At 41.2% G+C, this 17906-nt stretch carries 18 protein-coding genes; 13 read left to right on the forward strand and 5 right to left on the reverse strand.

The features are described from left to right. The 10 genes from rplO to rplQ all read left to right on the forward strand — a co-directional run bounded on the left by rplO (position 1) and on the right by rplQ (position 6412). Positions 1-447 (forward strand): 50S ribosomal protein L15, encoded by a 447-nt coding sequence (rplO, locus tag HH214_RS13830; protein ID WP_169608590.1) that lies wholly within the window; start codon positions 1-3, stop codon positions 445-447. Between the two features lie 6 nt (positions 448-453). Then, a complete protein-coding gene (secY, locus tag HH214_RS13835) occupies positions 454-1812 on the forward strand; it encodes a preprotein translocase subunit SecY (RefSeq protein ID WP_169608591.1) in 1359 nt (452 codons plus the stop codon). A gap of 8 nt (positions 1813-1820) precedes the next feature. Next, positions 1821-2612, forward strand: a complete 792-nt coding sequence (gene map / locus HH214_RS13840) for a type I methionyl aminopeptidase (protein WP_169608592.1) — start codon at positions 1821-1823, stop codon at positions 2610-2612. A 63-nt stretch (positions 2613-2675) separates the two neighbouring features. Beyond that, positions 2676-2894 carry a translation initiation factor IF-1 gene (gene infA / locus HH214_RS13845; RefSeq protein WP_022833270.1) on the forward strand — a complete coding sequence of 73 codons (219 nt, stop codon included), beginning with the start codon at positions 2676-2678 and terminating at the stop codon, positions 2892-2894. Between the two features lie 7 nt (positions 2895-2901). After that, a complete protein-coding gene (gene rpmJ, locus HH214_RS13850; RefSeq protein ID WP_008506259.1) occupies positions 2902-3018 on the forward strand; it encodes a 50S ribosomal protein L36 in 117 nt (38 codons plus the stop codon). A gap of 71 nt (positions 3019-3089) precedes the next feature. Continuing rightward, positions 3090-3467: a 30S ribosomal protein S13 gene (rpsM, locus tag HH214_RS13855; RefSeq protein WP_169608593.1), complete on the forward strand. Its 378-nt coding sequence runs from the start codon at positions 3090-3092 to the stop codon at positions 3465-3467. Positions 3468-3590: 123 nt separating this feature from the next. Continuing rightward, the gene (rpsK, locus tag HH214_RS13860; protein ID WP_169608594.1) at positions 3591-3980 is read left to right on the forward strand and encodes a 30S ribosomal protein S11; all 390 of its coding nucleotides are present in this window, start codon (positions 3591-3593) and stop codon (positions 3978-3980) included. 65 nt (positions 3981-4045) lie between these two features. Next, the gene (rpsD, locus tag HH214_RS13865) at positions 4046-4654 is read left to right on the forward strand and encodes a 30S ribosomal protein S4 (protein WP_169608596.1); all 609 of its coding nucleotides are present in this window, start codon (positions 4046-4048) and stop codon (positions 4652-4654) included. Positions 4655-4775: 121 nt separating this feature from the next. Then, positions 4776-5768 carry a DNA-directed RNA polymerase subunit alpha gene (locus HH214_RS13870; RefSeq protein ID WP_169608598.1) on the forward strand — a complete coding sequence of 331 codons (993 nt, stop codon included), beginning with the start codon at positions 4776-4778 and terminating at the stop codon, positions 5766-5768. A gap of 80 nt (positions 5769-5848) precedes the next feature. Further along, positions 5849-6412, forward strand: a complete 564-nt coding sequence (gene rplQ / locus HH214_RS13875; protein ID WP_169608599.1) for a 50S ribosomal protein L17 — start codon at positions 5849-5851, stop codon at positions 6410-6412. A gap of 31 nt (positions 6413-6443) precedes the next feature. On the opposite strand, the gene HH214_RS13880 is transcribed toward rplQ, so the two are convergent. Next, positions 6444-7001 (reverse strand): GNAT family N-acetyltransferase, encoded by a 558-nt coding sequence (locus HH214_RS13880; RefSeq protein ID WP_169608601.1) that lies wholly within the window; start codon positions 6999-7001, stop codon positions 6444-6446. A gap of 167 nt (positions 7002-7168) precedes the next feature. On the opposite strand from HH214_RS13880, the gene HH214_RS13885 reads away from it, so the two are divergent. Further along, positions 7169-8254, forward strand: a complete 1086-nt coding sequence (locus HH214_RS13885; protein ID WP_169608603.1) for a GAF domain-containing protein — start codon at positions 7169-7171, stop codon at positions 8252-8254. Between the two features lie 211 nt (positions 8255-8465). Beyond that, the gene (dnaK, locus tag HH214_RS13890; RefSeq protein ID WP_256367702.1) at positions 8466-10400 is read left to right on the forward strand and encodes a molecular chaperone DnaK; all 1935 of its coding nucleotides are present in this window, start codon (positions 8466-8468) and stop codon (positions 10398-10400) included. A gap of 81 nt (positions 10401-10481) precedes the next feature. Here the strand turns inward: dnaK and HH214_RS13895 are convergent, their stop codons facing one another. Further along, positions 10482-12743 carry a glycoside hydrolase family 31 protein gene (locus HH214_RS13895; RefSeq protein WP_169608606.1) on the reverse strand — a complete coding sequence of 754 codons (2262 nt, stop codon included), beginning with the start codon at positions 12741-12743 and terminating at the stop codon, positions 10482-10484. Positions 12744-12934: 191 nt separating this feature from the next. Here HH214_RS13895 and HH214_RS13900 point away from each other — a divergent pair, with 191 nt between their 5' ends. Further along, a complete protein-coding gene (locus tag HH214_RS13900; protein WP_169608608.1) occupies positions 12935-14815 on the forward strand; it encodes a gamma-glutamyltransferase family protein in 1881 nt (626 codons plus the stop codon). 102 nt (positions 14816-14917) lie between these two features. Here the strand turns inward: HH214_RS13900 and HH214_RS13905 are convergent, their stop codons facing one another. The 3 genes from HH214_RS13905 to HH214_RS13915 form a co-directional block, all read right to left on the reverse strand. After that, on the reverse strand, positions 14918-15817 hold the full coding sequence (locus HH214_RS13905; protein WP_169608609.1) for a nucleotidyltransferase family protein: 900 nt from the start codon (positions 15815-15817) through the stop codon (positions 14918-14920). A gap of 82 nt (positions 15818-15899) precedes the next feature. Continuing rightward, a complete protein-coding gene (locus tag HH214_RS13910) occupies positions 15900-17015 on the reverse strand; it encodes a M42 family metallopeptidase (RefSeq protein ID WP_169608611.1) in 1116 nt (371 codons plus the stop codon). A gap of 307 nt (positions 17016-17322) precedes the next feature. After that, on the reverse strand, positions 17323-17736 hold the full coding sequence (locus HH214_RS13915) for a GNAT family N-acetyltransferase (protein WP_248282100.1): 414 nt from the start codon (positions 17734-17736) through the stop codon (positions 17323-17325). Positions 17737-17906 lie beyond the last annotated feature (170 nt).

Below are 17906 nucleotides of genomic sequence, written 5' to 3' on the forward strand. Positions count from 1 at the left end.
ATGAATTTAAGTAATCTTAAACCTGCAGAAGGTTCTACTAAAAATAGAAAAAGAATAGGCCGTGGTACTGGTTCAGGCCGTGGCGGAACTTCAACCCGTGGTCATAAAGGCGCTGGTTCACGTTCAGGTACAACTACAAAAGTTGGTTTCGAGGGAGGTCAGATGCCATTGCAACGTCGTTTGCCTAAAGTTGGCTTCAAAAACCCTAACCGTGTTGAATATGTAAGTATCAATTTAGATGCTTTACAGCAATTAGCTGATAAATATTCAGTTTCAACTATTAACTTTGAAACATTAAGAGAGCATGGCTTAGCTTCTAAAAACGACTTAGTGAAAATTTTAGGTCGTGGTACAGTAAGCACTAAGCTGGATGTTCAGGCACATGCGTTTTCTGCTACTGCACAAAAAGCAATCGAAGCAGCCGGCGGTTCAATTGTAAAGTTGTAATTTTCGATGAAAAATTTTTTCACCACATTATCCAATATTTGGAAAATTGAAGATTTAAGAGTGCGTATTATTAACACACTCTTATTTCTTTTAATATACCGTGTAGGTTCATACGTAATTTTACCGGGTGTTGATCCTGCTTCTTTGCAGCATTCACAAACTGCTAAAGAAGGTTTGCTAGGCTTATTAAATATGTTTGCCGGTGGTTCATTCGCCAGAGCTTCCATATTTGCCTTAGGTGTAATGCCATACATTTCTGCTTCCATCGTGGTGCAGTTACTGGGTATTGCAGTGCCTTATTTTGCTAAGCTGCAAAAAGAAGGAGAAAGCGGCCGGAACAAATTAAACCAATGGACCCGCTACCTGACCATTGCTATTACTGCTTTGCAGGCTATCGGTTATGTACGTTCTCAAATTGTACAATCAGCCATTAGCCCGGTTATGGGTCAGGGCCTGTTTACTATTACTTCGGTATTCGTATTAACTGCCGGTACATTGTTTGTGATGTGGCTAGGTGAAAAAATTACTGATAAAGGTATTGGTAACGGTATCTCTCTGATTATTATGGTGGGTATTATTGCCCAACTACCTGCTGCTATTGTTGATGAGTTTAACTCTAAAGTAATAAGCCCGAATGGTGGTGGCCCATTATTGTTCATTGTAGAAATGGTTGCACTGATTGCTGTAGTAATGTTTACTATACTAGTAGTACAGGGTACACGTAAAGTTGCTGTACAATATGCTAAACGTATTGTCGGTAATAAACAATATGGTGGCGTTCGTCAGTATATACCGTTAAAGGTAAATGCTGCAGGTGTAATGCCTATCATTTTTGCTCAGGCATTAATGTTCATCCCAACTACCATATCATCGTTCTTCCCGAGCGTTGCTTCGAATAGCGTGATGATTGCCTTATCAACCTATACTTCTTGGCAGCATAACTTATTGTTTGCAATCTTGATTATTCTGTTTACTTACTTCTATACGGCTATCACCGTTAACCCAAAACAGATGTCAGATGATATGAAACGTAATGGCGGTTTTATCCCTGGGGTAACGCCTGGCGATGCTACCAGCAATTTTATTGATGATGTAATTTCGAAAATTACTTTGCCAGGTGCAATATTCTTGGCTATCATCGCTATTATACCGGCTATTGCCAATATGGTTCATATCAATAGCACTTTCGCCCGCTTTTTTGGTGGTACTTCCCTAATCATTCTGGTAGGTGTAGTGTTAGATACTTTGCAGCAAATTGAAAGCCACCTGTTAATGCGCCATTATGATGGCTTAATGAAAACAGGCAGGGTAAAAGGCCGTACTACAGTTCCAACAGCTGCTGGTACCGTTCCTCCGGCTATTTAAGATCAGTAATGGCAAAAATACATTATAAGACTGCCGAAGATATAGAACTCATCCGACAAAGTTCTTTACTGGTTTCTAAAACACTGGGCGAGGTAGCTAAGGTTATCAAGCCCGGTGTTAAAACCATCGAACTAAATAGGCTCGCCGAAACCTTCATTCGTGATCATGGTGGCGAGCCTGCTTTTTTAAATTATCACGGTTTCCCATTCTCACTTTGCATTTCCATGAACGATCAGGTAGTGCATGGCTTTCCAGGCTCACATGAGCTAAAGGAAGGTGATTTATTATCGGTAGATTGCGGCGTAATACTGAACAAATATTATGGCGATTCAGCATACACCTTTGGTGTAGGTGAAATGAGTGAAACTGCTAAAACCTTAATGCGGGTAACGCAAGAATGTTTAAAGCTGGGTGTAGCTAAAGCCATAACCGGTATGCGTGTGGGTGATGTAGGCTATGCTGTTCAGGAACATGCTGAGAAAAATGGGTTTGGTGTAGTAAAGGAACTGATTGGCCACGGTGTAGGCTTAAAGCTGCACGAAAAGCCAGATGTACCTAACTATGGTAAACGTGGCTCAGGCGTGAAACTGGAAGAGGGTATGGTGATCGCTATTGAACCTATGATTAACGCAGGTAAAGCTGGTGTTAAGTTCTGGAAAGATGGCTGGACCGTATCTACCGTTGATGGCCAACCATCTGCTCATTACGAGCACACAGTGGCAGTTAGCAAGGGGCAACCTGATATTCTTTCTACGTTTTCGTATATAGAAGAAGTTTTAGAAAAAAATAACAATAGTTAAAATATTTTTTATATTTTTGCAACCCGATTTCGGTCGGTATAAACAAGTAATAATCAGTAAAATATGGCGAAACAATCCTCGATTGAACAAGACGGTACTATCAGAGAGGCATTATCAAATGCTATGTTCAGGGTAGAACTGGAAAATGGTCATGAGATTATTGCACATATATCCGGCAAAATGCGTATGCACTATATCAAAATTTTGCCTGGCGACCGGGTGAAATTAGAAATGAGCCCATACGATTTAACCAAAGGCAGAATAACCTACAGATATAAATAACACAGAGATGAAAGTTAGAGCATCCATCAAAAAACGTAGTGCTGATTGCAAAATCATCCGCCGTAAGGGTAAACTTTACGTAATCAACAAAAAGAACCCTAAATACAAACAACGTCAGGGTTAATTACAGATATTGGAATGATTGTACAACGGTAGCCGCCGTTCGGTCATTCACTTAAAACACAACTTACAAATATGGCACGTATTTCAGGTATTGATTTACCAAGAAACAAAAGAGGCGAGATTGGCCTTACCTACATTTATGGTATCGGTCGTTCTACTGCACAAAGCATTTTAGATCAGGCTGGTATTTCTTATGATACCAAAGTACAAGAATGGACCGATGAGCAATTAGCTGCTATACGCGGTATCATCAACGATCAAATTAAAGTTGAAGGTGCATTGCGTTCTGAAGTTCAATTGAACATCAAACGTTTAATGGATATTGGTTGCTACCGTGGTACCCGTCACCGTAAAGGTTTACCATTACGTGGTCAGCGTACTAAAAACAACTCTCGTACCCGTAAAGGTAAACGTAAAACAGTTGCTAACAAGAAAAAAGTAACTAAGTAATAAATCTTGATTAATGCTATTGAACATCTTTCAATAGCGTTAGGAATATTAAAATTATCAAATTGTTAATGGGTCCGGTTTATTCGCTAATCCAGTAATCCATTAACTTTATAATTAAACAAAATGGCTAAAGCTAAAAAAGTAACCAAAAAGCGCCTTGTAGTGGTTGAGCCAGTTGGCCAAGCCCACATTAACGCTACTTTCAACAATATCATTGTTACCTTAACAAACACTACCGGTCAGGCTATCTCATGGTCATCAGCTGGTAAAATGGGTTTCAAAGGTTCAAAAAAGAATACTCCATATGCAGCTTCACAAGCAGCTGCTGATTGCGGTAAAGTAGCTTATGATTTAGGCTTACGCAAAGTTGAAGTATTTGTAAAAGGCCCAGGTGCTGGTCGTGAGTCAGCTATCCGTACTTTACAAACTTCAGGTATTGAGGTAACTACTATTAAGGATATTACCCCGCTTCCACACAACGGTTGCCGTCCTGCTAAAAGAAGAAGAGTTTAATTAATCGATTTTTTAAAGCTAAGATTCTGCAACTTCAGGTTGCATGATACTTTAAAAACAATACAATGGCTAGATATACAGGTCCTAAATCCAAAATTGCGCGTAAATTCCGCGAACCTATTTTTGGTCCAGATAAAGTTCTGGAAAGAAAAAATTATCCTCCAGGCATGCATGGCGTTTCTAAACGTCGCGGTAAACAATCAGAGTATGCCGTACAGCTGCAGGAAAAACAAAAAGTTAAATATACTTACGGTGTATTAGAACGTCAGTTTGAAAACTTATTTCACCGTGCTTCATCACGTGAAGGTATTACCGGTACTAACTTGCTGCAATTATTAGAAGCTCGTTTAGACAATGCCGTTTACCGTTTAGGTATTGCACCTACCCGTTCAGGTGCCCGTCAGTTAGTAGGCCACAAACACATCACTGTAAATGGTGAAGTAGTAAACATTGCTTCATACGCTTTGAAAGCTGGTGATGTTATTGCCGTACGCGAAAAATCAAAAACACTAGAAGCCATCACTAACTCAGTAGCTGGCCGCAAAGTGAACAAATATAGCTGGTTTGAGTGGGATGCTGCCAACCTGAGTGGCAAACTGCTAAACTATCCTAACCGCGATGAAATTCCTGAAAACATCAAGGAAAACTTAATCGTCGAGTTATACTCTAAATAATATTTAGATTTGAGATATGAGATTAGCGATGTGAGACAGAGTGGGCAACCATTCCTGTCTCATGTTGTATATCTTACATCTCATATTTCATTTTGTAAACACATTAAAACAAAGCATATAAATGGCAATTTTAGCATTTCAAAAACCTGATAAGGTTATCATGCAGAAGTCAACTGACTTTGAAGGTACGTTTGAATTCCGTCCGTTAGAACCAGGCTTCGGTGTAACCATTGGTAATGCTTTACGTCGTATTTTACTTTCATCGCTAGAAGGCTATGCTGTTACTTCTGTTCGTATTTCAGGTGTAACTCATGAGTTTTCAACTGTTAAAGGCGTTGTGGAAGATGTTACTGAAATCATCCTGAACCTGAAACAAATCAGGTTGAAAAAAACAGGTGAAACTGGTGACACAGAAAAAATCTTTGTAGTAATCAGTAATCAAAGCACATTCAAAGCTGGCGATATCACTAAGTTCTCTAACAACTTTACCGTATTAAATCCGGAGTTGCTGCTTTGTAACATGGATCCTTCAGTGAACTTGGAGGTAGAACTTACCGTGGGCAAAGGTCGTGGTTATATTCCAAGCGAAGAAAACAAAAACCCTGATGCTACTTTAGGTGTAATTGCAATTGACTCTATTTACACCCCGATTAAAAATGTTAAGTACACGATTGAAAACTACCGTGTAGAGCAAAAAACCGACTATGAAAAATTAGTACTGGATATTGCTACCGATGGTTCAATCCACCCGGAAGAAGCGTTAAAAGAAGCTGCTAAAATCTTAATTCAGCACTTCATGTTGTTCTCTGATGAAAACATGATGCTGGAAGCACAGGCTAAAGAAGAAACAAAAGAAGTTGATGAAGAAATTTTACACATGCGTAAAATTCTGAAAACTGAACTGGTTGATCTTGATCTGTCTGTACGTGCATTGAATTGCTTAAAAGCAGCTGACATACGTAGCCTGGCTGATCTGGTTTCTTATGATGTTGCCGATATGTTGAAATTCAGAAACTTCGGTAAGAAATCATTAACTGAAATCCAGGATCTGGTAAAATCAAAAGGTTTATCATTCGGTATGAACCTGGCTAAATACAAATTAGACGAAGAATAATCATAAGCGAGCGCATAATTCCGAGGGCTTGACGGTAACGCCGCCCAACGGTATGCACGTGCCGCACAACAAAAACAAAAATGAGACACGGTAAAAAACACAATCACTTAGGCCGTACCGACAGTCATCGTAAAGCGATGATGGGTAACATGGCTTCATCGCTTATCCTGCACAAGCGTATTACTACAACATTGGCAAAAGCAAAAGCATTGCGTGTGTATGTTGAGCCTTTGGTAACTAAATCAAAAAACGATACTACGCATTCTCGCCGTACCGTATTCAGCTATCTGCAAAACAAAGAAGCGGTAACTATCCTGTTCCGTGAAATAGCTGAAAAAGTAGCTAACCGCCCAGGTGGTTATACTCGTATCATTAAATTAGAAAACCGTTTGGGTGACAACGCTGAAATGGCCATGATTGAATTAGTGGATTACAATACTGTTTACGGTAAAGAAGCTGCTGCTGCAACTACAGCAACTCGTCGTTCACGTCGTCGTGGTGGTTCAGGCAAAGGTCAGGCTGCATCTGCTGCTACTGCCGAAGTTACTCCGGTTGATGAAACTGTAACTGCTGAACCAGAAGCTGCTACTGAAGTTCCTGAGGCACCAGCTCAAAATGAAGAAAACGCTGAAAAGGGCGAATAATCATTTTATCAGATAATAAAAAAAGCCCTGTTTATTCAAACAGGGCTTTTTTTGTTGTAGTATGTTGGCGCTTGCTTAGCTTAAAATAAGTTCGGCTATTTACTGTTTGCATTTTTCGAAAGCCCGCTTTCAGTAACACCTTTTGCGATGCATAGTTGCCAACTGCTGTATCGGCACCAATAGCTTTTAGTGTACTAAAGCTAAATCCCCATGTACACAAGGTCAGTACAGCTTCGGTAGCATAACTTTTGCCCCAATGCTGTTGGTCTACCACATAGCCTATGCTGGTTTCACCATAATCATCTGGGTAACCGCCAAAGGCTATACCTCCAATTGCCGTATAATTATCTTTCAATACAATTTCCCAGTTAGTGTACCACTGGTATAGTTCAGGGTAAGCTAGTGTATTTGGCAACCAGCAGTTTTGCATGGCCTCGCTCATTTCCTGTCTGAAATCTGGGTGAATAATCATGTCGGATACCTGCAAGCCCAATGATTTTTCAAACGCTGAACGGTTGTGATGGCATTGAAGCAACTGTTGATGGTTCAATGGGATTAGTTTTAATCGGCTGGATTCAATGAACAACATGAAGTATTGGATGGGTAGCTTTTGGCAATGGTGTTATCAATTTACTCTAATTAAGAATAGGATGTTGCTGTAAAAGTCTAACTTTTTATTTGCATACCCAGTATAAGATATTTTGCGGCCTCCCTTATTATACAATCAACCGGATCTATCTACCTTATGTTGTTCATATGCCTCAAAGAGAACTCGAGCGGCTACAAGCCGTAAACAGATTTTTAAAGCTGGAAATTAGCAAAGATAAAGAGCTTCAAGAAATTGTCAGATTGGCTGCCTTAGTATGTGGTACGCCAACAGCGCTAATTACTTTAATTGACCAAGATAGCCAATACATAAAATTTGAAGTTGGTTTTGAGCATACCACTACTACACGGGAAGAAGCTTTTTGTAAACATTTACTATATCAAAAAGAAGTTATGATAGTGCCCGATACCCATCAGGACGAACGCTTTTGGGGCAATAAGTTGGTTACGGGCAGTTCAAACATAAGGTTTTATGCAGGTACTCCAATTATTACTACAGATGGTTACAGTTTAGGTGGGTTGTGTGTTATTGACCAACAACCCAGAAATTTAACTCTGGCACAGCAGCAAACCCTACAGTTCTTGGCCAAGCAGGTAATTCAATTACTAGAGTTTGATGCCAGCCTAGGCATTATGAAAGCGCAGTTCATCAAGGCAAAGGATGCGGAAATCAAATTAAGATCATACTTTGAGAGTACCAGCGCCTGCCATTTATTGCTGAATAAAGAGTTGGATGTTCTGGCCTTTAATAAAGCAACCAGCAGTTTTGTATGGCTCACTTATCATGTTAAGCTGAGTACCGGCATGAATGTAAAGGATTATATGTATTCAGAACATATACCGGATTTTATTGACAACTGCCAGCAAGCTTTAAGCGGCGAAGCAGTTAAAATAGAGAAATGCTTTGCCTATGCCAAAGAAGTTATATGGTGGGCTATCACTTATGAGCCTGCCCGCAATCCAGATGGTGAAATTATTGGCGTTTCTTACAATGCTATTGATATTACTCAACGGATGGTGCATGAAAGTAAAGTAATGCAGCAAAATGAATCGCTCAAGCAAATTGCTTATATACAATCGCACGAAATGCGTAAACCAGTAGCTTCTATATTAGGGCTAGTGAACTTGTTTAAAGCGGAAAATTATCAAGCCAGCCAGGAAGAACTACAGGTGCTGGAAAAAGCTGCCGAAGAGCTGGATAGTAAAATCAAAACTATTGTTAACTATACTGATTAAGTAATTACTGGTAACTATTTCAGCCATAATTAACCACTACGAAGTGGATATGGTATCTCATCTACAGAGTAGCCAACTTAATTCTGCCAAGCTGTCATTGGAATGTATTATTGTACTGACGAAACTATAGTTTGTGTCTGATTTGAAATAATATTTTCTGCCATTTGTACGTTGGCATAAGCCTTGTTAAATATAGATCGTTAATCAAAGTATTAATCAAAGGAAAAACAATCATATGTCTAAAATCATTGGAATTGACTTAGGAACAACAAACTCCTGCGTGGCTGTAATGGAAGGTAACGAGCCTGTTGTTATTGCCAACAGTGAAGGTAAACGCACTACACCTTCTGTAGTAGCTTTTGTGGATAATGGTGAGCGTAAAGTGGGTGATCCGGCCAAACGTCAATCTATTACCAACCCTAAAAAAACAATATATTCTATCAAACGCTTTATGGGTAACCAATTTAACGAGGTAACCAAAGAAGCTGACCGTGTACCTTATACCGTGGTTAAAGGTGATAACAACACCCCACGTGTAGAAATAGACGACCGTAAATATACTCCACAAGAAATTTCTGCCATGATTCTTCAAAAAATGAAGAAAACTGCTGAAGATTTCTTAGGAACTGAAGTAACTGAAGCCGTAATTACGGTACCTGCTTACTTTAACGATGCGCAACGTCAGGCTACTAAAGAAGCTGGTGAAATTGCTGGTTTAAAAGTACGCCGTATTATCAACGAACCTACTGCTGCTGCCTTGGCTTATGGCTTAGATAAAGCCCACAAAGACATGAAAATTGTGGTGTTTGACTGTGGTGGTGGTACTCATGACGTATCTGTACTGGAATTAGGTGATGGTGTGTTTGAAGTAAAAGCTACTGATGGTGATACTCACTTAGGTGGTGATGACTTTGACCAAGTAATTATCGACTGGTTAGCTGAGGAGTTCAAGAGCGAAGAAGGCGTTGATTTACGTCGTGACCCAATGGCTTTGCAACGCTTGAAAGAAGCTGCTGAAAAAGCTAAAATTGAGTTATCAAGCTCTAACCAAACTGAAATCAACTTACCATACATCACTGCTGCTGATGGTATGCCTAAGCACTTGGTTAAATCATTAACCCGTGCTAAATTTGAGCAACTGGCTGATAGCTTAATTCAACGTACTATTGAGCCATGCCGTACTGCTTTGAAAAATGCAGGTTACAGCACATCAGATATAGATGAGATTATTCTGGTAGGTGGTTCAACCCGTATCCCTGCTATTCAGGAAGCGGTACAAAAATTCTTCGGTAAATCACCATCTAAAGGTGTTAACCCTGATGAGGTAGTCGCTATTGGTGCTGCAATTCAAGGTGGTGTATTAACCGGTGAAGTGAAAGATGTGTTACTATTAGATGTTACCCCACTTTCTTTAGGTATTGAAACTATGGGTGGTGTAATGACTCGCCTGATCGAATCTAACACAACTATTCCAAGCAAGAAGTCAGAAACTTTCTCTACTGCTTCTGATAACCAGCCTTCAGTAGAAATTCACATTTTGCAAGGTGAGCGTCCAATGGCAGCACAAAACCGTACTTTAGGCCGTTTCCACTTAGACAGCATTCCGGCTGCGCCACGTGGTGTGCCTCAAATTGAAGTAACTTTCGATATTGATGCTAACGGTATCCTGAACGTATCAGCTAAAGATAAAGCTACCGGTAAAGAGCAAAAAATCCGTATTGAAGCTTCATCTGGCTTAACTGATGCTGAAATTCAGAAAATGAAACAGGAAGCTGAAGCTAATGCAGATGCTGACAAAAGAGCAAAAGAAGAAGTTGAAAAACTGAACAGCGCTGATGCCCTGATCTTCTCAACTGAAAAGCAATTGAAAGAGTATGGCGACAAAATATCTGCTGACAAAAAAGCACCTATTGAGTCTGCTTTAACTAAACTGAAAACTGCTTACTCTTCTAAAGACCTGACCGAGATTGAATCTGCTCAAACTGAGTTGAACAATGCTTGGAATGCAGCTTCAGAAGAAATGTACAAAGCCGCTGCTGATGCTCAGCAAGGCGGTCAGCCAGGTGCGGATAACGCTGGTGCTGGTGAAGGTCCTCAAAACAATGGCGACGCTGTAACAGATGTTGACTTTGAAGAAGTAAAATAAGTAATAGTTTTGTATAAATAAAGAAGCCCCGGTTAGTTACTAACCGGGGCTTTCTTTTTTATGCAGATAGTGGTTATACTGTTAATAGTTGATATACATCTCTTCGGAAGATAGTGCAACATTCGTTAAATGTTCTGTTCTATCAAACCCATGCAGCATTACTTGCAACTGCTGGTATTTAGAAGTAAATGAACCCTCAACTACCGACAACTTAATTTCACGGTTATGTGGGTTGAAGCTGATGGTGCGTTTGTAGTATTCTCCTCGCTCGTAATTGTACGTATTGCCATCATCCTCGTAGTAAACAAAGCTGGTCGACTCTGGGCCATTCCAAATATGCAATTGCAAAATACCATCACCCGGTTCGCTGGTGCTTTGTATTACGTTTTGCATAGGTATAATGCCTCCGGCTTTAACAAATACCGGCAAATCAGTTAAGGGAGCATCTACTACATATTGCTGGCCGCCTGCAAACTTTTCACCGGAGCTTAAACGGTACCACTCGCCAGCAGGCAGGTAAACCTGAGCAGTATGATGTGTACTGACAACAGGCGCTATCATTAAAGCATCACCAAATAAGAACTGATTCTGGTATTCGGTCCAGTACACGTATTCATCATGGGTGTAGTCGATAGCCAGTGTACGGCTTACTGGCATACCAGTTTGGGTAGCTTGGTAAAAACTAGCGTATAAGTAGGGCAGCAAGCGGTACCGCTGTTCAATAGCTTGTTTAATAATAGTTTCGTTCTCGCTGCCATAACGCCAGGGCTCGCGCATATCGGCACCTTGAATAGCATGGTTACGGAATATAGGCGTATAAGTACCTAATGAGTTCCAGCGCACCATTAGCTCGGGCGTAGGGTTACCGCTAAAGCCGCCTATATCAACACCCACCATTGCCATACCGGTAAGCCCCAAGCTATTTACCAAGCGCTGGCCTAACAGCAAATGCTCATCACTGGCGGTATTATCGCCTGTCCACACCGCCGAATAGCGTTGGGTGCCGCAATACGCCGCCCGAGTCAATACAAAAGGGCGTTGGTTACCCAATAGCTTACGGGTACCATCATAAGTAGCACGCGCCATTTGCATGCCATAAACGTTGCGTACTTCGGGCATAAATTTGTCACCAAACATCACATTCGGAGGGATGTTCTGGTTCCAAACGGCTGGCTCATTCATATCGTTCCAGAAACCGGAAACACCAGGCTCCGTCAAAGCTGTAAAAGCAGCTCCCCACCACTCGCGCACATCTTCCCGAAAGAAGTCTGGAAAGTGGCATCGGCCCGGCCATACCTCGCCTATATAGTTTTCTCCATTAGGGTAGGTAGCAAAGTAGTCGCGTTCCAAACCTTCTTCATATTGCTGATAACCTTCTTCAATCTTGATTCCCGGATCTACAATCGTAACCAGTTTAAAGTTCATGGCTTTCAGCCGGTCAATTAATTCTTTAGGCTTGGCAAACGTTTCCTTATTCCAAGTGAATATTTTGAAGCCCTCCATGTAATCAATATCGCAGTACATCACATCGGCCGGTATTTGCCGCTGACGGAAACCTTCGGCAATCTCCAGCACTTCCTGGGCACTCATATAGCTCCAGCGGCATTGCTGATAACCTAAAGTCCACAAAGGCGGCATTTCCATACGGCCGGTTAGCCAGGTATAATCTTCAATAATGCCGGCAACGGTTTGTGCACCAAAAAAGTAATAGTTTAAATCACCATCATCAGCGCCCAGCCACATGAACTGGTTATCGCTTGAGGCAGCAAAATCAAAGTAGCTTTTTTGCGGATTATCTAAAAATAAACCATAAGTAAGGCCGCTATGTACACCGATGTAAAATGGAAAACTCTCATACAACGGGTCGGTTAATGAATTATGATCGGGTGCATCAGTGTTCCAGTTAATGTAAGAACTGCCCCGCCGGTTCAGGTTACCTACTTTTTCGCCCAAGCCTAAAAAATTTTCATCAGCATGTACTTTCCGGTAGTTAGTCACCCTGCTGTTTTGCCAGCTGGTACCAAAGCGTTCATCATCCTGGCTTAGTAGTTTACCATCTGTAGTGTAGAAGGCAAAGCGTAAAGGCGACTTACTAATACGTAGCTGTAAAGCTGAGGTATGTACGGTAATCTCCTGTTCGGTCTCCTGATACGCAATCTCCTGCAAAGGGTCCTGAATCACAGCAAACGATGCATCCTGCTGTTCGGGCTTGCGGGTGATATTGACACGAATAATAGTGGGGCTATAGATGCTAACCTGAGCTTCGGCTTCGGGTGTCTGAATAATAAGCTGGTGAGAATGGCTGATAACCTGCTGGGTATTTCCTAATACTTTATAATCCATAAGGATAAAGGGGGAGTTTATGATGGTAAACTAAGTTTCAGAACGATTAATGAACAGTAACTGACAGATGATAGTTTGCCAGGATGAAAATTATGTGGAATTAGAGGATAATGTAACAAATTGATAAAGGTTGTTTAACCAAAGCATGCCTTAAGTAAAATTATACCTGATTTATATTTACATTAGGTGTTATGAAACACCTTTCCGCTTTATTGCTGCTTGTTTTATTCAGTATTTCTTTATCAGCACAACAAACGCAAAAGCCAATGCTGTATGGCAGCAGTTGGATGGCGGTTACCGGCAAACCCATGGCGGCAACGGCAGGCTCTATGATTTTCCAACAGGGAGGCAATGCCGTTGATGCTGCCTGTGCCATGCTGGCAGCTACCTGCACCATGTGGGATACCCTGAGCTGGGGTGGTGAAACTCAGGCCCTGATTTATGACCCAAAAACGCATAAAGTAATTGCCATTAATGCAATGGGGGTAGCACCTACCGGCGCAACAGTCAACTACTTTAAAAGCAAAGGCTACAATTTCCCGCCCGAGTATGGACCATTGGCTGCCACAACGCCCGGTACACCCGGTGGTTTAATTTTTATGCTGATGAATTATGGTACCATGAGCCTGAAACAGGTACTGGCACCAGCCATGCACATGGCTGCTGGTTACGCCATAGAAGCACAAGCGGCTAATACGATTGAGCGTGATAAAGATATGCTGAAACAATGGCCATACAGTAAAAAAGTATTCTTAACTCATGCCGGCGAAAAACGTGAAGCACCTGAACCCGGCGAAATATTTATTCAGCAGGATTTGCTGCAAACTTTAACTAAAATGATAGCTGCCGAAACTGATGCGTTGAAAAAAGGCAAAAGCCGTAAGGAAGCTTTGATGGCCGCCTACGATCGTTTTTACAAAGGAGACATTGCCCGCGAGTTTGTACGAGGCTGCCAGGAGCAAGGAGGCTTAATTACTTTACAAGATTTAGCCAACTGGAAGCCGGTGCAAGAAGAACCTTTAATGGTAAACTACAAAGGTATTGATGTTTACAAGCTACAGCAATGGACACAAGGCCCCATGCTGCTGCAAGCCTTGAATATTCTGGAAAACTTTGATTTGAAGAGCATGGGTTATAACAGCCCCAAGTATATCCATACGGTTTACCAAGCCATGAACCTATCATTTGCCGACCGTGATTTTTATTACGGCGATCCTCAGTATAGTAAAGATCAACCCATGAAGGGCTTATTAAGCAAGGCTTATGCGAAGCAACGGGCTGCGCTCATTAACTTTGATAAGAATGATGCCAGGATTGGCCCTGGTGACCCATACCCGTTTGAAGGAAAGGCGAACCCTTACATCAACCTGCTGAAATCTCGTGGCTTTGAAATGGACACGACCAGACGCAATTTTGCCCCTAAGCACGATTTAGGAAACAATACACCTAAGGATTTATATCAGGATCGGTTATGGCGTGGCACTACCTCTATTGAAGCGGCCGATAAAGAAGGATGGGTAGTATCAGTAACGCCTAGCGGTGGTTGGCTACCGGCTTGCATTGCTGGTAATACAGGCGTAGGCATGAGTCAGCGTATGCAAAGCTTTGTGCTGGATTCAACCCTGAATCCATTCAATGTGGTAACACCCGGTAAACGCCCAAGGGTAACGCTTTCCCCTTCGCTTTTCCTGAAAGATGGTAAGCCTTTTTTATCCGCAGCGGTACAAGGTGGTGATACGCAAGACCAGAACCTGCTGCAATTCTTTTTAGATGTAGCCGAATTTGGCATGACGGTGCAGCGCGCCACCGAAGCACCTAACTTCAATACCAATCAGCTTTGGCTATCATTAGGTGGTACTAAAACTACCGACCGTGAACCTAAGCCAGGTCAGATATTACTAAACAGCAATACCCCTGCTGTTATACGTGATGAACTCAAGAAAATGGGTTACACCCTAAGCTTTACCGAACGTACCAGCGGCCCCATTAATGCCGTATATTTCGATTGGAAGCATGGCAGCTTATGGGGCGGTTCCAGTAATCATGGTGAAGATTATGGTATAGGATGGTAGTACGTACATGCTACTAATAAAAGTTGATAAAAAACGAAAGTCCTGCCATGTGGCAGGACTTTCGTTTTTTATTTATAATCAGGTTGGTAAACCCTTTTATATTTATGCCCAAAGATTTTCTGGGTAAGTACCATTTTGTACCAGTTCAGAAATGCTGGCTTGTACAATTGGTTTATCTTCTTTGTAAGTTACACCAAACCATTTATTAGCAGTTGGGATAACTTTGAAGCTGGCAGTACCATTTTTAATCAGCTCATCAGCTACCAACGGGATGAAGAACTCTGCTTTCGGATTGGTTTCATTAGCCTCCACAAATTTTTTGAACATGGGTTCGCTTTGTTTAAACACAGCAGGTGTAAAGCCCCAGAAGTTCATGGATACGCGGGTATCAGGCGCTAATTGGTTTTCGCCAGTAGCATCTTTGTAAAATACATCCCCATCTTTAAAGTAAACTTCGGTACGCTCGTTGATTTCAACCATGTTACCTTTTTCGTCTACTTTACATACACCGCGAGATACAGAACCGTAATCAGACAAGGTTTTGTCGATTTGGTAACCAATCAATGAATATTGTTCATCAGATACTTCGCTGGTTAAAAAATCGGCCATTTTTTTGAAGGCATCATAACCATAAAAGTCGTCGGCGTTAATTACGCAGAAAGGCTCATTAATTTGGTTACGGGCAGCCAATACGGCATGGGCAGTACCCCATGGTTTTGAACGCTCAACTTCTTTATCTATACCAAAAGGTTTCAGGTCGTAGCTTTGAAACACATAATCAGTTTCAACACGGCCTTGCAATTTAGGTTCAAATTTAGCTTTGAAAGCTTCAGCAAATTCTTCACGAATGATAAAGCTTATTTTGCCAAAGCCTGCTTTAATGGCATCATATATTGAGTAATCAATAATCGTTTCACCGTTGGGACCAAAGCCATCAACTTGTTTCATGCTGCCATAGCGGCTGGCCATACCGGCAGCCAATATGAGTAGGGTAGGTTTCATAAATTTCTAATAATTTTACATATACGGTTAATAACCTATAAAGTTTCGCTGTGACAATGAATGTGTAATTTACACAGTCAGCTTATTTTATATACCGGAAATCTTGTCCGGCTTCAATATTTAATAAAGTTTCATAAATCAGCCTAATCACGTTGTCCACATCTTCTTTATGAATCATTTCTACCGTAGTGTGCATATAGCGCAACGGTAATGAAATCAAAGCAGATGGCACACCATCGTTAGAATAAGCAAAAGCATCGGTATCTGTACCGGTAGAGCGTGAAGACGCCTGGCGCTGAAACGGAATATTTGCTTTTTGTGCCGATTCAATTAACAGTTTGTTCAAGTTGTTTTGTACTGCCGGAGCATAAGAGATTACTGGTCCGCGACCACAAGCCAAATCTCCCTGTACAATCTTATTAATCATCGGGGTTTGGGTATCATGCGTTACGTCAGTAACAATAGCCACGTTAGGCTTAATGCGATGCGCAATCATTTCAGCACCACGTAAACCAATTTCTTCCTGTACGGCGTTCACGATGTACAAACCGAAAGGCAGGGTTTTGTTGTTTTCTTTCAATAAACGGGCTACTTCAGCAATCATGAAGCCGCCAGCGCGGTTATCTAACGCGCGGCCTACGTAGTAGCGGTTGTTTAAGGTGATAAATTCATCCTCATAGGTAATAACGCAACCTACATGAATGCCCATTTTTTCTACTTCTTCTTTTGAGGTGCAGCCGCAATCCAGAAAAATATTTTTCAGGGTAGGGGCTTCTTCTTTTTCACCGCCGGTACGGGTATGTATAGCCGGCCAGCCAAATACTGCTTTAACTATGCCATTATCGGTATGAATGTTTACCCGTTTAGATGGCGCAATCTGGTGGTCGGAACCGCCGTTGCGGATAACGTAAATCAAACCATCGCTGGTGATATAATTTACAAACCAGGATATTTCATCGGCATGGGCCTCAATAACTACTTTGTACTCTGCCTCAGGGTTGATAACGCCTACTGCTGTACCGTAGTTATCTACATAAAAGTTGTCGATATAAGGTTTAATATATTCCAGCCATAATTTCTGGCCTTCCCACTCAAAACCAGTGGGAGATGGATTATTGATATATTTTTCAAAAAAAGCAAGGGAAGTATCCGTTACCACAGGCGTATGCTGTGGCTGGTTGGTTTCTTGTTCAGCCATAAAGAATGTTAAAAATAGACAAATGCAGGCCGGAAGCCTGAGCAAATATAATAAAGCGGCTTATAAAGCCAAGGTTAGCCTGTATTTGTGTGAAAATTTATTACTAGGATAATATAAGCTTTACAAATGTAAAATTGTTTGTTTAGCTGGTAAATATTGATGCAGGTGAGTTATTGAAAAACAAGTACTGACAAAATAGTGCCACCACTGACAATGGTTTGTCAGTGTTACAGGGTGTTACACACTGAAACATGTAACACCTGTAACACTTTTTAGGATTGTTGCTGAAGATGTCAAATAGAAAGCTTTATAAATCTTTCTCTAAAATCAGGTAATTAATTCCTTTACGGGTAAACGTTTCACCATTTTCCTGAAAGCCATGCTTGTAATAAAAATTAGTGGCCGTGCTGCGTGCATTGCACCACAGGCGGGTACCACCCTGGCTTTTGGCAAAATCGCTAATGTGTTGTAATATAGCTGTACCAACACCCTGGTTTTGCATAGAAGGTGAAACCGCAAACTTGCGAAACTGGTAATCAGTACCCTGCTGAAATAAAGAAATTACCCCAACCAAATCATCCTGGTAAAAGGCTCCAAAATGTAAACCATAGTTATCTTCTTCCATCTCCATAGCATATAGTGGCTCGTTGGGGTAAAGTACTTCGCGGCGCAAACGCCAGGTAAGTTCGGGACGTATTTGTTCAATTATTAAGTTTTCCAAGGGCTTTAAATAGTAAAATACTTTACCAAAGTAAACAGATTTATAGGCACTATGCTAATCACTGCCTTAATATAAAATTTGGTTTATACCTGTAAATGAAACATATATAATCTGCAAACAGGTAATTTATAACCATTCTAAATTGCTGTGTTTGACAAAGCCTTGACAGT

It is taken from the genome of Mucilaginibacter robiniae (assembly GCF_012849215.1).
Taxonomy (GTDB): Bacteria; Bacteroidota; Bacteroidia; order Sphingobacteriales; family Sphingobacteriaceae; genus Mucilaginibacter; species Mucilaginibacter robiniae.

Coding starts and splice junctions, on each gene's coding strand:
- HH214_RS13885 (WP_169608603.1), top strand. CDS start 7,169: ATGCCTCAAAGAGAACTCGAGCGGCTACAAGCCGTAAACAGATTTTTA.
- rplQ (WP_169608599.1), top strand. CDS start 5,849: ATGAGACACGGTAAAAAACACAATCACTTAGGCCGTACCGACAGTCAT.
- map (WP_169608592.1), top strand. CDS start 1,821: ATGGCAAAAATACATTATAAGACTGCCGAAGATATAGAACTCATCCGA.
- rpsM (WP_169608593.1), top strand. CDS start 3,090: ATGGCACGTATTTCAGGTATTGATTTACCAAGAAACAAAAGAGGCGAG.
- HH214_RS13880 (WP_169608601.1), bottom strand. CDS start 7,001: ATGTTGTTCATTGAATCCAGCCGATTAAAACTAATCCCATTGAACCAT.
- HH214_RS13870 (WP_169608598.1), top strand. CDS start 4,776: ATGGCAATTTTAGCATTTCAAAAACCTGATAAGGTTATCATGCAGAAG.
- HH214_RS13910 (WP_169608611.1), bottom strand. CDS start 17,015: ATGGCTGAACAAGAAACCAACCAGCCACAGCATACGCCTGTGGTAACG.
- HH214_RS13905 (WP_169608609.1), bottom strand. CDS start 15,817: ATGAAACCTACCCTACTCATATTGGCTGCCGGTATGGCCAGCCGCTAT.
- rpsD (WP_169608596.1), top strand. CDS start 4,046: ATGGCTAGATATACAGGTCCTAAATCCAAAATTGCGCGTAAATTCCGC.
- HH214_RS13895 (WP_169608606.1), bottom strand. CDS start 12,743: ATGGATTATAAAGTATTAGGAAATACCCAGCAGGTTATCAGCCATTCT.
- secY (WP_169608591.1), top strand. CDS start 454: ATGAAAAATTTTTTCACCACATTATCCAATATTTGGAAAATTGAAGAT.
- rpsK (WP_169608594.1), top strand. CDS start 3,591: ATGGCTAAAGCTAAAAAAGTAACCAAAAAGCGCCTTGTAGTGGTTGAG.
- rplO (WP_169608590.1), top strand. CDS start 1: ATGAATTTAAGTAATCTTAAACCTGCAGAAGGTTCTACTAAAAATAGA.
- infA (WP_022833270.1), top strand. CDS start 2,676: ATGGCGAAACAATCCTCGATTGAACAAGACGGTACTATCAGAGAGGCA.
- HH214_RS13900 (WP_169608608.1), top strand. CDS start 12,935: ATGAAACACCTTTCCGCTTTATTGCTGCTTGTTTTATTCAGTATTTCT.
- rpmJ (WP_008506259.1), top strand. CDS start 2,902: ATGAAAGTTAGAGCATCCATCAAAAAACGTAGTGCTGATTGCAAAATC.